General features: G+C 59.7%; 12 protein-coding genes. 4 read left to right on the top strand and 8 right to left on the bottom strand.

Features of this window, described 5'->3' with window-relative positions; genetic code table 11:
- Positions 1 to 89: 89 nt before the first annotated feature.
- Positions 90 to 548, bottom strand: coding sequence for an HD domain-containing protein (locus tag QWZ14_RS31900; RefSeq protein WP_353959256.1), 459 nt, complete (start codon positions 546 to 548; stop codon positions 90 to 92).
- Positions 549 to 1038: 490 nt separating this feature from the next.
- On the opposite strand from QWZ14_RS31900, the gene QWZ14_RS01950 reads away from it, so the two are divergent.
- Positions 1039 to 1233 carry a hypothetical protein gene (locus QWZ14_RS01950; RefSeq protein ID WP_290314874.1) on the top strand — a complete coding sequence of 65 codons (195 nt, stop codon included), beginning with the start codon at positions 1039 to 1041 and terminating at the stop codon, positions 1231 to 1233.
- 276 nt (positions 1234 to 1509) lie between these two features.
- Here the strand turns inward: QWZ14_RS01950 and QWZ14_RS01955 are convergent, their stop codons facing one another.
- The 3 genes from QWZ14_RS01955 to QWZ14_RS01965 form a co-directional block, all read right to left on the bottom strand.
- A complete protein-coding gene (locus tag QWZ14_RS01955) occupies positions 1510 to 2412 on the bottom strand; it encodes an IS5 family transposase (RefSeq protein WP_290314875.1) in 903 nt (300 codons plus the stop codon).
- 247 nt (positions 2413 to 2659) lie between these two features.
- The gene (locus QWZ14_RS01960) at positions 2660 to 2833 is read right to left on the bottom strand and encodes a hypothetical protein (RefSeq protein ID WP_290314876.1); all 174 of its coding nucleotides are present in this window, start codon (positions 2831 to 2833) and stop codon (positions 2660 to 2662) included.
- Between the two features lie 1309 nt (positions 2834 to 4142).
- Positions 4143 to 4805, bottom strand: a complete 663-nt coding sequence (locus QWZ14_RS01965; RefSeq protein ID WP_290314877.1) for a ParA family protein — start codon at positions 4803 to 4805, stop codon at positions 4143 to 4145.
- A gap of 162 nt (positions 4806 to 4967) precedes the next feature.
- On the opposite strand from QWZ14_RS01965, the gene QWZ14_RS01970 reads away from it, so the two are divergent.
- A complete protein-coding gene (locus QWZ14_RS01970) occupies positions 4968 to 5987 on the top strand; it encodes a coiled-coil domain-containing protein (RefSeq protein ID WP_290314878.1) in 1020 nt (339 codons plus the stop codon).
- 8 nt (positions 5988 to 5995) lie between these two features.
- On the opposite strand, the gene repC is transcribed toward QWZ14_RS01970, so the two are convergent.
- From repC to QWZ14_RS01990, 4 genes are all read right to left on the bottom strand, one after another.
- Positions 5996 to 6970, bottom strand: a complete 975-nt coding sequence (gene repC / locus QWZ14_RS01975; RefSeq protein ID WP_290314879.1) for a replication protein C, IncQ-type — start codon at positions 6968 to 6970, stop codon at positions 5996 to 5998.
- Positions 6963 to 9146 (bottom strand): CHC2 zinc finger domain-containing protein, encoded by a 2184-nt coding sequence (locus QWZ14_RS01980; RefSeq protein ID WP_290314881.1) that lies wholly within the window; start codon positions 9144 to 9146, stop codon positions 6963 to 6965. Before QWZ14_RS01980 ends, repC begins: the two co-directional genes overlap by 8 nt.
- Before the next feature lie 166 nt (positions 9147 to 9312).
- Positions 9313 to 9474, bottom strand: a complete 162-nt coding sequence (locus QWZ14_RS01985) for a hypothetical protein (protein ID WP_290314882.1) — start codon at positions 9472 to 9474, stop codon at positions 9313 to 9315.
- A gap of 819 nt (positions 9475 to 10293) precedes the next feature.
- A protein-coding gene (locus tag QWZ14_RS01990) for an IS5 family transposase (RefSeq protein WP_290314883.1) occupies positions 10294 to 11054 on the bottom strand; the annotation gives its coding sequence in 2 pieces (ribosomal slippage) (positions 10294 to 10727 and positions 10727 to 11054; 762 coding nt in all).
- 132 nt (positions 11055 to 11186) lie between these two features.
- Between QWZ14_RS01990 and QWZ14_RS01995 the strand changes: the two genes are divergently transcribed.
- A complete protein-coding gene (locus QWZ14_RS01995; RefSeq protein ID WP_290314884.1) occupies positions 11187 to 12035 on the top strand; it encodes a hypothetical protein in 849 nt (282 codons plus the stop codon).
- Between the two features lie 1812 nt (positions 12036 to 13847).
- Positions 13848 to 14985 (top strand): relaxase/mobilization nuclease domain-containing protein (locus QWZ14_RS02000; protein WP_290314885.1); only part of this gene is annotated, 1138 nt, incomplete at its 3' end.

Below are 14985 nucleotides of genomic sequence, written 5' to 3' on the forward strand. Positions count from 1 at the left end.
GAGCAAAGCATGGGATGCGGCATGAAGTCACCCCATCTAGCGCCAAGTTCGGTCAAGGAGCCTACCGCAGCAGGCGCCACATGGTGGCCTCAAGCCGTTTGGGTGGCATTGCTAAAATGCTGTCTGACGAGCTTCCGAGCCTCCTGCCACAATTCTGGCGACCCACGCTCGATTGTCGGCCCATACCTCTCCAGTACCTGCTGCTCCGTCACACTGTTCTCTGTCCACGTACCGCCGCCAGTCAGAGTATTCAAAAACAAGGGCTGAAGGCGATCGAGGGCTTTTGCGAAGCGCGCGGATGGCGTTTCCGCTGCTTCGAATTCCAGCCAGAGCTCCAGCAGCTTTTGGCATTGAGCGGTAGGAAGCAAGCCGAAGATACGTTCTGCTGCCTTCCCCTCTGCGCGTTCGAGTGCCGATTTGTCTGTCCCCATTATATGTATCGGGGCGTCCCCAGCGTCTATTTCGACAATATCGTGGATCATCAGCATTTGACCAACTTTAGTTTGGTCAACTCCCTCTACATGCTCGGAAAGAACAAGAGCAAACATAGCAAGATGCCAAGAATGCTCCGCTGAGTTTTCTTTACGGGTTCGATTGATTAGGGGGGATTGTCAAACAACAGATTTCAATTGATCCAACTCAGCCAGAAAAGCGAATTGCTCACGAAGTGCCGCTACTGATATCTTTGCCATTTTCAAACTCCGCTCTCGACACATTGGCGGTTCTACCAGCTGGCGCGAATCCCAGACAGGCTGATGTCCGAACTCCACCCAAACTCGACCTACGAGCAGGTACCAAGCGTCAGATTTTGATCACTAGCGGCCTTTTGGGACAATCCTGAGTGCTAATCCTGTATTATCGACACATAGCCGGGCGTGCCACAATCGGAACCCCCGGCAGGCCAACCAAAATCGATGGTTTAAGCCCATATCCGGCCTAACCCATTGTTTTTACTGCCGATCGAAAATAAATTCTGTCTCTTGCAAGCCAAGGGGGGACGATTTGGACGTGCCAAAGTGGCACGTAAGGATCAAACAAATGACCCGCCTCAAGTCCCGTGTCACCCTCGCCCAGGCCGCCCTACTTATTGGTCTGCTCAGCGATACAGCCGGCCTGGCTGACTACATCCAGGCTGCAGCACTCACCGCGCGAGATTTCGTGCAGTCACACCGCACTACCACCTGCCCCGTTGACGTGGATGCATATGCGCGACGGCGTGACCGGATGCGATGACCCTGCCAAGCCACTCCCCTCCCCCCGCACCCGACTAGCCCATTATCCTGCCATCATCCCTCAAGCGGGGTCAGGCCACCCATACAAGACGGAAATCGTTTTGACTGCATCCTCCGCAGACTGCCCAGGGCGATAATGCCGACGGACAGTCTGCTGGGTATCGTGACGCCTATTCATAGCGCCCATAGTGTCTGGGTCACGAGATACACCAGCACCATTGATGCGAAACTGGTTTTCGATCAGCAACTCAATAGCAGCCTAAGAAGCTGTACGCGATTAAACGCCTTGTTGCGCCTGAGTTTGGGCAACGAGCCGTCGTGCGATGATGGAGGTCATTGCAATCCAGATGTGCCCGGCAAAGAGGTCGGCGGCGCGGTCATAAATGATGTTGAGCCGGCGGTAGCGGCTGAGCCAGGCGAATAGCCGCTCCACCACCCACCTGATCCCGTTTGGCAAGAAGCGCCCGTCGCGTGTGCCGCCCGGCGACACCGAGACATGGATGTCATGCTCGAGCGCTGCTGCGGCGAAGGGCGCCCCCTTGAAGCCGCTGTCGCCGAGGAGGTCACCTTGGAAGCCGAGTGAGGCCAGCCGCGGCAGCATCGGCAGGACGCCGGCGCGGTCGTCCGTGTTGGCGGGCTGCAGTTCGAGATCGAGCAGTGAGCCGTGCTTGTCGCAGACCGCAAACAGTTTCACGCCCTTGACCAGCTTGCCACCGTCGATACCGCGCGCCCACGCCGTTGGGGCCGAGCGGAGCGAACGACTGTCGGCTACCACAGCGGAGGGCAGCACCTCGTCGCCGCAGACCAGCCGCCAATCGAGCGCGAGACGTTGGCCCAGCCGGCGCCACAGTCCCAAACGGGTCCAGCGCGCGAAGCTGCTGTGCAGGGTGGTGAAGGGAACGCCCGAGAGCCAGCCGGCGATACGCCATTGCATGCCGCCGAAGGTCAGGGTCCAGATCAGCCCGATCAGGCGCCGTCGCAGGGCGAGGTCCGGCTTGCGGCCGCGGCGGCGCACGCCCACCCGCTCCCGGTCCATGGCCTCCAACTCGGCCTCGACCGTGAAGACGAAGACTTCGATGTCGGTCAGGGTGTTCCAGCCGTCACCGCGGCTGGAACGGGGAACAGGTCGGACAGAAGGCGGCAGAAGATCGGCGGCATTCAGGCGGATGGCATGAGACATCGTCCCAAGATGGTCAGGCCAAGCCGCCAGCACGATCTATGTCTCGTAGCCGACCCAATTACCCCAAGTCATTTCGCGTACAGATTCTTAGCTTCCGCGCAATCAGCAGGAGTAAGGGTGCTGAGCCAGCGCTCATGGTCGGTTTCCCAAACGATCATACCGGATTCCTCCATCTATCTCTCCGACGAAAGCCAATCACACTATATAGCAATACGGCTGTTCGTATAGTCGTATTTCTGTATGGCGGTCACTCTCTTTCAGAACCGAGCAGCCTGGCGCACCTAATCTCGCTTTCAGTCCACAGGACCAACAGGATCACGAAATCCCGGATCGCAACGTCGAATTCGGCTGAATTCATGCCGTTGATCACCGGCTCGGGAGAGATCGAAACTTTTCCTGAACCGTGAATCTCTTTCGCCACCGCTTGCCTCCATGCTCATACAACACTACGAATATACGACTATACGTATTGCTTATTATATTTTAGCTGTGGTGATAGCGACAGCCAGGAGGACGCCCCCTGCCCCGGCTAAAACCTCGAGCGCTATGGCGATGCACCGCCTGGCAGCCAGCCACTGTTCGGCACTGGGCAGCTGCATGCGGCGCGGATGTTCGATCAACCGCCGGCCGTCCTGCCACACCGAAACGCGACGGCAGTAAACCGGCAACACCGGGAACCGCACCAGCTCCACAACCGTGTAAGTGACCGGGCCGCTGTCGCCGTCCACGGTGTCGTGCGTGCTGCAATCCGCCGCGCAGCGCTCAGCGGTTTCCCTTGTCCAAAACTTGCCCGGGAGGTGCTGGCGATCGCGGCCAATACGGAGAGCGTACACACTAAGGCCTTTCCGGTTGTGGGAGAGGACAGCCCCGGCCTGCGCCGAAGCAGTGCTACGGAGGGGGAGACAAGTGCGTCTCGTTAACCGCAATACGTATTGTCATATAGGCATGGGTTCGATCATACGACAATACGTATTGCAATAATCTGGCTCTCTTTCGCGTGAGTAGCGGGCTCGGTTATCCCGATGCACTGCGCTATCACCATAAAAACCGAAAAGCTATACGTCACACCGTATCGTCACACAGTCGTATTGCCGTACAGTGGGGCGCCGCGAGGAGCCTGTCATACCGCCCCGGCCATATCGTTGGTTGAAGGCCTAGGCCTGGCGGCCTTCCCCGTCGAGGCGAGCTACAGCGCGGCATCTTGTGCGTGAGCAGGGGAGGGGGCTTCGGCAGGAGGCAGGCAAACAAAAGCCCCTCCCGCCGGCAGGCAAGAGGGGCTGGTCGGGCAATCGGGGCTGGTCGGGCAATCGGGGAAGCTGGATGCGTTACCGCCCGCGCCGGGGGGTCCGATCCTCGAGATCAACCGCAGCGACATCGACTCCCATCTTCTGCAGCCCCAGGCAAACAACCTGCTTTTGGGTCATTCCCTGGGAGCGTGCGACCTCGGCAAGGGAGGACAGAGTTGCGTTCCGCATACGGAAAGCGAACGCCCCTGTGCTGCCCTGGGCGAGCGGCACTTCCTTAGCGACCGCAAGAGGTGGGGCAGGCGCCTGAGTGACGGGCATCTGCGCTGGCGGCACAGTCGGCCCGCCCGCTTCATTGGCAGCGCGCAGCATCTCTTCCGCGCTTGGGCGAGAGGCGCCACCCGCACTTTCTCTGGGCTTGAGCCCCTTACCTAACGCCATCTTATCGGCTCCCACAGCAGTCTATATGACTATACGACAACACGACTATACGTCCAACTCTCCGATTGTCCTTGGCGGCAACCAGCCGCTTGCCCGCAGTTCGTCAACAAGAGCAACAATTTCAGCGCGGGCCGGCGACGCCTTTGCGGGCAGACGGCCGCTGTAGGTGAGCTCCCCATAACCAACCAGGTCGGACAGTTTGGTGGTCAGCATCGGCATGCCGGAACGCTCGAGCTCGGCCACGGCATGGCGCCACAGCTCAGTGCGGGCTTTGGTACGGTTGAGCAGCACACGCACGTCGATCTGGCGGCGAGCGGCTTTAGCTAGGCCCGCTACCATCCGAACCGTCTTTTCCGTGCCGGCGAGGTCCGCTTCGGCGGACAGGCAAGGGACAAGCACGAGGTCGCAAGCCGTCATTGCAACCAGGGCGGCTCGGTTCGCAAATCCTGCCGTATCGATAATCAGCAGATCGCAACTGTCGGCCACGGTCCCAATCAGGCTTGCCAACCCCGTCTCGTCGCCCTCCGCGTGAACATCGATCGGCGGCCCTTCGTAGGTTTGCTTGACCCACCGACTAAGCGACTGTTCGGGGTCGGCATCAATCACAGCCACTCGGCACTGGCCCGCGAGATACCCGGCAACGACCTGGCAGAGCGTGGTCTTCCCAGCGCCCCCTTTATTGCTTGCTACGGCAACGATGATTCCCACGCGAGCCTCCTAAGATCGACTGAGACAATACGGCCACACGTATAAGAGTCAATACGATTAATCGTATAGACGTATTGCTCTTCTGGAAAGTTAGTTACTTAGTAAGTTTGCGCAGTTAGTAAGTTTGGTTAGTAAGTTGCCATCAAGCCTGGGATCACTGAGATGCGCCCATCGGAAATTACAGATGACGAAATTCTGGCAGCCGGCCGCAAAATCGTCGCGCGCGGCGACGCAGTTACCGGCTGGGCGATCCGCAGAGAGGTCGGTGATCGCGGCCAAGCAAAACGCCTGGAGAAGGTTTGGAACGAAAAAAGCGACACCACATCACACGGTAAAGTCGCAAAGGACGACGCCGAGGCCGTTAGCCTTCCCACTCCGCTCCAAGAAATGGTCGACGCTGGAAAGTTCTCGCTGGCCGCCCAGCTCGACACGATCGTCGCGGCGATCCACCGGCATGCTCGAGCGGACGCAGACGCGACGTATCAGCGAGTGACGGACAAGCTGCAGGCGGAAACGCTTCACCACAGGCATGAGTTGGACCTGGCAGAAGCCAGCGTCGCGGCGACCGAGGCAGAATCTCTGCAACGCGCCGAAGCGGTGGCAAGGCTTGAAAATGAGCTCGCAGAGATCCGCATCGACCTGGCGAATACTGGGGAGCGCGAGCGCCACGCCCTTTCCCGAGCCGACGATGCGGAGGCGCTAGTCCGCGGCCTGAGGTGCGATCTGGAGGCTTCTAGCCGGACCGCCCAAATTTCTGCCGAGGCGCGGGCCGCGGCTGAGGCGCAAACTGCCGCCATGCGGGACGAAGTGGCGCACCTCCGCGCCACGCTGGAGCGGTCAGAAACGGCACGAAACACGGAAGTCAGCCGCCTATCGGCCGACCTCACCCGTACGCAACAGCACCTCGACGAGGCGCGGGCGGCACATCAAACCGAAGCTGCTACCGCCCGTCAGTTGGCTTCCGACGCCCAGGCAGCGCACCGGGAAGAGGTCAACCGCGTCCGGAGTGACCATGCCCGCGTTCTCGCCGAACTGGAGGCCGCTCAGCGGCGGCAGGCGGACGCGGAAACAGTAACGCGGGAAGCACTAGGCCGGGCAGGGGAGGCGGCAGGCCGTGCCGCTGCGCTCGATGAGCAACTGCGGGCGCTGCAGCAGGTCACGACCACCGCAGTACCTGGCTAAATGGCCTCTCAACCTATTGCTGCCTCGACTATAGCGGAAAGGGGGACAGCGACAGGCATCTCGCTTTGGACGTCAAGCGCCGGCAAAACGGATTCATTCGCAACCGACGTGGACCGGAGAGGCCGGGTGATCCGGCATGTACAATCTCCGCGTTGGTCTGTGCCTGTCACCAGCCAGCCAGTGCCAATAGACTCAATCTCCCGGAATGCCGCCTTGAGATCCGAGAACCGGCGCGCCCTATCGAGGCCAGTGGCGGTATTCCCCCAGACATGGCGCTCCAGGGTCGAGAGCCTGGCCGGCTTGGTCTCACCTTCATCCAACCACGCACTAAGCCAGCGATGCAGAATTTTGGCGATGTCGCCGTTTAGATGCCACCGTTCGCCGAGGTTAATCCGCGCCCAGTGGCTCTCTGACAGGAAGGCCCTCGCTAACAGGTAGTGGATCGAGATCAGCAAATCGCCGGTCGGCGATGCATGAACCACCAACAGGTTTGAGCTGCCCTCCGCTCCGCTGCGGTGCTTGATCCAGAGTGAAATTGCGCTCAGCCGCTGTAGACTCTCTCGCAACAGGCGACGTGCCCTGCCGGCAGTGCCGAGACCCATGTTACGCAGTATCTCCGAATACGATGTGCCAGATAGTAGAACCGTCGCCTGCGCCGACGCCTCGCCCCCAGCATCAAACTGCTGTCGGACTTGGCGTAGATTTGCGCCTTCAGGCTCGGGAAGCAAAATCTTGCCCCGCTGACCCAGAAGTTTCAGCAAGACGAGAAGAACCGATTCGTCCCAAGCCCCAAGCTGCTGAAATATGCGGAATGTAAAGTTCATCCCGTCGGTGTTAAACTCGTCCCGACCAGGATAATATAGCTCAAAACCGCCCGCTCGGTGACCTCTGACCGGCACCACCAGCCCATCGACCTTAGCAAAACTCCGCTCGACACTAGCGAAGCCCTCGGCTTCCTCAGGAACTGACGGTTGGTCACTCACCAGCAACCTCCCTCGACATCCGAGCGAAAGACGAACCCGCTTTTGGGCTAACAGACCCACCCGCTAAATTCGGCTGCCTCTGCTGCTGTTCGGGCGGGCTATATCCACCCACTAAAATTCCGTGCTCCCCGCGGCGCCACCAACGGGCGCCCGCATTGTCGGCATAGTTCATTTTGGCTGCAGCGACGTTGATCCAACGGCGCCGATCAGCATCGGTGAGCGCCCGCGCCTCGCCGGTCTTGGCATCCATGATCGCCATGTTCACCTGCCATCTGGCATGGTCTGTCAATTTCCGGCTGCCAGAGACGGCCTGTTGTTCCTGGGCCTGCCCATTGAGAGCCGCCGCTTTTGTAGTGTGATGAGCGAAGAGGACATTTGCGCCGGCAGTCTCGACAGTAAGAGTTTCAGCAATGTCGATAATCTGCCCCATGTCCGAGCCTTCTTTTTCTTCCAAAGTAGAAGAAACTCGACCCAATGTGTCTAGGCCGATAGCTAGGGCGCCACGCCCATACTGCATGAGGTTTTCATACAGTGGGCCAGGAACTACCGATGTCTCGGTGCGGCTTCCGGCAAGCGCGAACGCATTTTCCCTCCCAGCGCCGTAGACTGGGAAAATTTGGAGGTTTCGGTCGATGCACACCAATACCTCGTCGAGGTTATGGCGCGACCCCTTGATACGCTTGATCGCATCGAGGCCCAGATGATGAGTGCGCCAGTCCACGACTACGGCAGGATCCTCGGCCGCGACGTAGATGCACCTCCCCGGCGGGCTGGGCAGAGCCATGATCTCGTCCGCGAGGTCCGACCAGAGTCCCCAGATGTCCAGCCCGGCCGCCAGGCAGATCATGGTTTGCAGCATGGCGAAGCTCTTGCCGCTGCCGCCGGCGCCAACGACCATGCCTACAGTGCCTCGGAGGAACCCAGGGAGAGTGAACTGCAGCTGCGGCGGCGGTGCCTGGACTACCGTGCTGAACTGGCGAAGTCTGCTGCCGAACCGAACAAGGCTTTCCTGCTCCACAACCGAGAGAACCCTTTCCCGCGGGGAAGGCTCTGGAGGCAGACCGGGCACCAATGGCTCGACTGGCGCAGCTTCGGCCGGGGGAGGCGGCTCAACGGCGCCAGTCCATGGAACACCGGCGGCCACAAAAGCGCGGAGCCGGTCGCCCGTCCAGCCGTTGTCGCGGATTGCGTTAGCCACATCCCATTTGTTCGGGACGGCCGGGGGAGGGGTGATCCATTTGAGATTGCGGCACCCCAGGGCGATGAGGTGCTGTCCAATCCCCACCATGGTTGCGTGACCTACGCCGCTCTCGTCGGCATCTGGCCACAACGCGACCTCATCACCCTCCGCGATTAGGGCCCAATCGGTCCGGAGCCACGCATTGCTACCTCCGACCCAGCTCACCACGATCCAATCGCGCGCCAAGTCGGAGGCCTGCCCGGCTTCCTGGCATTTCTCGCCTTCGACGATCAGATACCGGAGGGGCTTGCCTTCCTCCCGCGCGTGGGTGACTAGGGGAGCCCCATAGACGGCGCGCGGCTCCGGGTAGCTCACGAACGTCCAGCCCTCCGTCACGGAGCCATCTGCAAGGCGGACATTACGGGCCCAGGCAACCTGATGAGCGCCTTTTTTGCCAGTCCGCCGGTTGCGCGGGGTTCTCACGACGAAGCCGCGCAGTTCGCCGTGGTATCCCCGGTATTCATGCACGGCTTCGACGGGTAGCTGGCTGCTGAGTGCCTCGCCCAGAGCGGCGCCGGGCTTCAGTATCCTCGCGGTAGGCTGCCCGCCACCTTGCCACAGCGGAGGCACCCCGGCCGGAACCGGTGAGACGATCTCATAGGGGTCCGGCTCATTCGAGGCGGCCTCGGCTGCCTCCTGCATGAGGCGAATACGCGCTCGGGCCTCTGGGGAAGGGGTGGCGCCGACACCGCTCTGGTTCCGCATCTGGCGCATGACGTCGCCGAGCTGCCGGCCCTCCGCGCGAGCCACGAAATCAAAGACATCCCCGTGCGCGCCACAGCCGTAGCAGTGGAAATGGTCAGGGTAGACAACGAAGGACGGCGTCCGCTCCTGATGAAACGGGCAGCAAGCCTCGGAAATTCGGCCACGACGCTGGAGACGCACATACCGCCCCACGACATCAACCAATGGTCCGGAGGCGGTTTTGACGTCCACGAGAGACGCTTCATAAGGCGAAGGCATAAGAGGGCACCCATCTCTTGCGTTTTAGATGCACTTGCATAAAATGATGCTTGGCACCCGGGCTGTAGCAGCAGCCCTTGTTGTGAGAAGCGGAACGGGCTTGGTTCGGTGAGACGAACCGAGCCCGTTTTGTTTTAGGCTATGTCGGCGAGGCCTCCACGATCTGGGTCGCGCGAGTGAGCCCCTCCGCTAGATAGCGCGCTGGCAGGTGCTCCCGGATCAGCCGTTCCACAATCTCATTGAGATCCTGGCGCGTGTCATAGCCCGCAGCCCGAAGGGCTTCGATGACGTCGAGGCTCAACTTTGTCCCCCACTTCACGCGGGGAATGGCTATCGCACGGCCGTCCATCTCATCCCCTCTCGCCGTCTTCCCGGGCAGAAGTTATGGCGCACCTTGAGGTGTCGTTGCAAGCGCTTCGTGCAACCATTTTCTGCCCAAGGCCCCTTCCCACACATATGTCGGACTGCCAGGCCCCCCTTCCTAACTCCTATATTCTTACCTCCCTACCCTCCGCCCCCCTTCCTAACTCCTATATTCCCCCTTCCTAACTCCTATATCCCCCTTCCTAACTCCTATATTCCCCCTTCCTAACTCCTATATTCCGCGCAAATCGGGGTACCTGAATAACTGTTTGATTTCAGTAGGTTAAGAGTGTTTTTTAGGTGTTCCAATGCGAGCCGTCCTTAGAATCTATCCTGGAGAGATCTCCTAAGATCTCTCCAGGCCAGACGCAGGCGCTTTGAAGCGCCTGCGTCTGGCCTAGTGCAGACGGCAGGAAGGGGGGCTTCCTTTCGGATATATTGCTTCCTCAACCAGTGCTTGAACGAACCGAAGGATGCCAGACATCCATAGAGACAGGGTGCTGGCTGACGACATGGCGATCAATCAGCCGCGTCCACCTGTGTCCTGCGGTTGGTCTTAGTGCTCTGTCGCGCCGGCACTGCTAGCGGAAGATCGAGCGTAGCCTGCCGACCGAGGGCTGCCAGGCGTCTTATCCCATCTCGTTTGAGAGCGTGGGGTAGGAGGGTGGCGTTGGACGGATTGTCGGCTACTGCCTGGGTAGTAGCCTCCAACCTAGCGATCAGAAGTTCTACAACCGGTCCTAGGTTCTGTGGACATTTACCGTAGCCACAGCATGGTAGCGGCGAGTAGCACGACGGCGAGATAGTTCTGCGCGGTCTTCTCGTACCGAGTGGCAACGCGGCGGAAGTGCTTGAGCCTGCTGAAACAACACTCGACGAGGTGGCGCTCCTCGTAGACCGCCTCGTCGAGGTCGAGCTTCGTGGCCCGCGAGGGATTGTTAGGGATGACGGCGATGGCGCCGGCCTCGGCGATGGCGGCGCGGAAGTGGTCGGCATCGTAGGCGGTATCGGCCAGGACGAAGCCTGGTCGGTCCTTGCCGAGCAGGGCGGCGGCCTGTGGGGCATCGCCACGCTGCCCGGCGGTCAGGGCGATCCGGACGGGGCAGCCGAGGCCGCGGACGGCGAGGTGGATCTTGGTGCTCCAGCCACCACGCGAGCGGCCGAGGGCCTGATCTGCAGCCCCTTTTTTGCCCCGGCGGCGTGCTGGTGGGCGCGGACGATGGTGCTGTCGAGGATCAGGTATTCGAAGTCCGGGTCCTCGGCCATGGCGGCGAAGATGCGATGCCAGATGCCCTTGGTGCTCCAGCGGCTGAAGCGGCGGAAGACGCTGTTCCAGTGGCCGAAGGCCTCCGGCAGGTCGCGCCAGGGTGCGCCGGTGCGGACAATCCAGAGCACCGCCTCGACAAAGCGACGGTTGTCCTGGCCGGAGGTGCCGCGGCTCCGCTCGTCGCCGATGATGTGTGGCGCCATCCGCGCCCACTGGCTGTCATTCAGGATCAGCCGGTCTCGCAAGGCCATCCGCTGCCTCCAAAAAGCAGCGTTGAATCACAGCCCGACCAATCCGGGAATCCCTAGAGTCCACAGGACCTAGGGGGCGATCCCTGTATTCGTAATGGCCGCCTATCTGCTCTGCCAAATCGAAGGAAGACTATGCCGACTGAACGACGATACAGGCCTATCGGAACTTGTATGTATTGCGGGAGAAAGCCGCCGGAAGTCGAATTATCTGACGAGCATATTATACCCGATGGACTACAGGGAAATATCCTCCTACCAGCCAGCAGCTGTAAGGGCAGCAAAAGCTGTGCCGAGATAACATCGAGATTTGAGGCTCGCTATATAAATGGGGCACACGGAGGCTTAAAAACATACTTGGGAGTTTATGGAAGTCGTCGGAAGAAAAACAGAAAAACTACAATACCCCTATTTGTCAGCGAACGAAAAGAAGGCTCTCCCAGTAAGTTTGCGGGTAATTTAACTCCATCTGAGCACCCCTTCATATCCATGTTTGAACATTTTGAAAGGCCTAGAATTTTTACGGGTAATCCGCCTCCTGAAGGCGTTAAGGCATCAGTTAGAATTTGGAACACTGACCCTTTGAAGAAATATCCTGCGGTGGATGGTCCTCCTTGGGTGGGATTTGAACCAGTGGTTAGAACGTTATCAAAAATCGCTCATAGTTACGCAGTTGCAGAGTACGGCTTGGGCACCTTTTCTCCTTTATTGAAGCAAACAATACTGAATGACAAATTTGATTTTGAGGATAAATTGTGGTCAATGTTTATTGGCTGCGAGAAGGATATTCAAAAATATCCAAGCCTAAATTTGCACGAAATATCTATTGGGCCAGTTGAGTTTCAAAATAGATTTCTGCTGCTTTGCAAGGTTTGGCTTTTTGCCTCCGTGCCTTCAACCCCAATTTATGAGGTTGTGGTCGGAGAGCATTGGCACAACCGATTTACACCGCGAAAAGTAGTTATACCGCAGCTTTCAGGGTAATCCGGTTACAGTCACGTCGGTCCTATGGCCGTTTTTTCGGAGTGGGTGCAGGTAGGGCAAGCGTTGCTTGGCGGGTCAACTCTGCTATTCGAGCAGTTGCAGCCAGCGCTACCTCACTCTGAATGTGGCGCGAGACAGAGCGGGGAGGGTGGTGGGTCAAACCAGAGGCCTGGGTACGCTGTCTAACCTGCCTATCCATTAGCCAGAACGTTTCAGCCATCCGGACTAACCGTGATCGAGCCGAAACCTCACCGCCCCAGAGTTGTGCCGCCAGATCCACCAGCGCTCCATCGAGGCTGATTGACGTTCTAAATGGCTGACCGTCTTCGTCCTGCCTGGTTACGGTGAGCCGGACAATTCGAACGGTGGCGCCAATCACCCCGCGCACTAACTTTGCTCGCCGTCCAGCAGCTGTCCGGCTTTGGCGTCGGGGAGGGGCGTTGGGGTCGGTGAGCGGGAGTTCGGCCATCAGCTCTGAGCCTCTGTTTTTGCGACAACCAGGTCTGACAGCTAGTGCCGACTAAGCCAATCTGCGTCCTATCATGCCGGTCAGCAATGACTGGCATGCTGCATGTACCAAAGCAAAGGAACGCCCCCTCTATTGGCCGTCCTCCAACTGGAGATCAGCACAGGCAGGTTTGACGGCTAGGTGCGAGTGATCCGCCGAAAGATCATTCTTGGATAGGGCGACGTCTTAGGTTGTCGTTTCCTATTGGGGCGGCATATTGGCTTTGGGAGGTTAGGAAACCGGTGGGAGGGACGACTAAATGTCTTCGACATTTAATGCCCCTCCGATCGCTGCGCTCCGGAGCCTCCCCCCACTCCCCGGCACCTGTGGTGCCGACCCTCGCCGGAGGCGAGGGTGTTTCCGCCCTTCCGGGCGGGCCGCTTCCGCGGCGGTTTCGGCCGCCCGCGACGTAAAGTTTTACGCTATGGACGGTACCACCACGGTACCGCCAGCGTACCGCAAGGGTACCGGCCTAGCACCACTGCGAAGCCGTCTAGGAGGGCTGGCTTGTGACTGCGACGGTTAGAGGCAAACGGCGCGGCGCCCCGAAAAAGACGCCTGAGGCGAGCCGGACGGTGAGGCTGACGCTACTTCTGACGCCCACAGAATTTGAGTGGCTACAGGCAGAGGCCGGCAAGGCTGGCCTGCGCCGAGCGCTTGGACGGTTCTTGCTCACCAGGTCCATGGGAGGGGAGTGGAAAATCATCCCCGCGATAAATCGACTGGCTTGGAGCCACCTCGGAAAATGGGCGGGCTGTTTTACCATCCTGGCGAAAGCCGCCGCGAGCGGCAACTTGGCTAAGATTTATCCTCATTTGAATCCATCTTTGGAATTCCNACGCCTGGCTAGAGGCTGAGGCCGGCAAGGCCGGGCTCAGCCGAGCCCTCGGCCGCTTCCTCCTGACCAGGTCGATGGGGGGCGAGTGGAAGATCGTCCCAGCCGTCAACAGAGCGGCTTGGAGCCACCTCGGAAAATGGGCGGGCTGTTTTACGACGTTAGCCAAGGCAGCAGCGGGCGGAAACCTAGCTAAGATTTATCCTCATTTGAATCCATCTTTGGAATTCCTACTGGAGGCCGTGCGAGCGGAGTTGCGAGCACTTCGGCTCGCGTTAATCGGCCTAGACAGGGCATCTCGGCAGGAGGCGGAGGAGGCAGAACGGCGCTGGCACGAGGCATTCGGTGAAGCGGTCGAGGATGTAGAGCTCGGCTCGGATGGCGAGGAGGAAGCATGGGACGGAAGCGACCTCAGCGACTTGCCGGATGAAATAGATCCTGATGCTCCGATGACGTGGGCGGACGGCTCATGAAATCAAACGTCAAACGGGGTGGGGGATTTGCCGGTCTATTGCGCTACGCGCTAGATCGAGGCCTGAAGTGCGAGATTGTTGGCGGCAATATGGAGGGGCGAAACCCCAGCCAATTGGCGAGGGAATTCGGCGCCTCCCGTCGACAAAGGCGCGAAGTCAAAAGGCCTGTTCTACATGCAACGCTTTCCCTGCCACCAGGGGAGCATCTAAGCCCGGAAGCATGGAATGAACTGGCCCACGCATTTATGCGGAAAATAGACTTGGATCCGGAAAAACATCAGTTTGTTGTGATCCGGCACGACGACACTCATTGCGAGCATGTGCACATAATCACTAGCCGGATCGGGTTAGATGGCCATTTGTGGCACGGGGTCAACGAGGCATTGGTTGCGACAAGGGCAACCCAGGAGTTGGAACGCAAATATGGCCTGACCATTACTAAAGGCCCGAATCTTGAAACCGAGAAAGCCGGCGCTGGTATTCGCGCCGGCCTTAAAATGAAGCGGGCGGAACGCGAACTATGGGCGCAACGGGGTGTCGAAGCGCCTAAAGCAAAAATCGCCCGGGCGGTTGATCTGGCAATCCGCCGCAGTGATGGCACGCCCGACAGTTTGCGAACTATCCTCGAGAAGGATGGGATTAACACGCGCATATCCATCGGCGGCAGCAAAGTCACCGGCATTTCGTACGGTCTAAAGACCAGCTGGGACGGTGGCGACGAAGAGACGACTTATAAAGGGGGCCATGTGGGGGCCCGCTGCGACGCCAAATCGATTGAGCGTCGCTTAGCGGAGAGGCGCGAGCAGTTAGCTCGTGATGCATCTATGCAGCTCCGCGCCCAGGAAGTCAGATTCGAGAACGAACTGGATGCCGTAGATCCAGAGCGCATGGCCCGCCTCACGGCGAGGGTGGCCGAAATCAGGAGACAAAACGATGCCGAAACCCCCGCTCCCATCTGGGATCGAGTTGCCCCAGATCCCCGGCCCGCTGCCGGCGACGGTCCCTCGCGTCGACAAGGCTCCGGCGAACCCGCAGACCCTGCCGGGCTACGCGACGAGCTGGGCGGCTCAGCCAGCCGCCGAGGTGAAAGTGACGCGCGACCCCAAGGGAGCGACGCCCCTCCCGGCCCAGGGC

The organism is Paeniroseomonas aquatica, from assembly GCF_030409335.1.
In the GTDB taxonomy this organism is placed as follows: Bacteria; Pseudomonadota; Alphaproteobacteria; order Acetobacterales; family Acetobacteraceae; genus Belnapia; species Belnapia aquatica.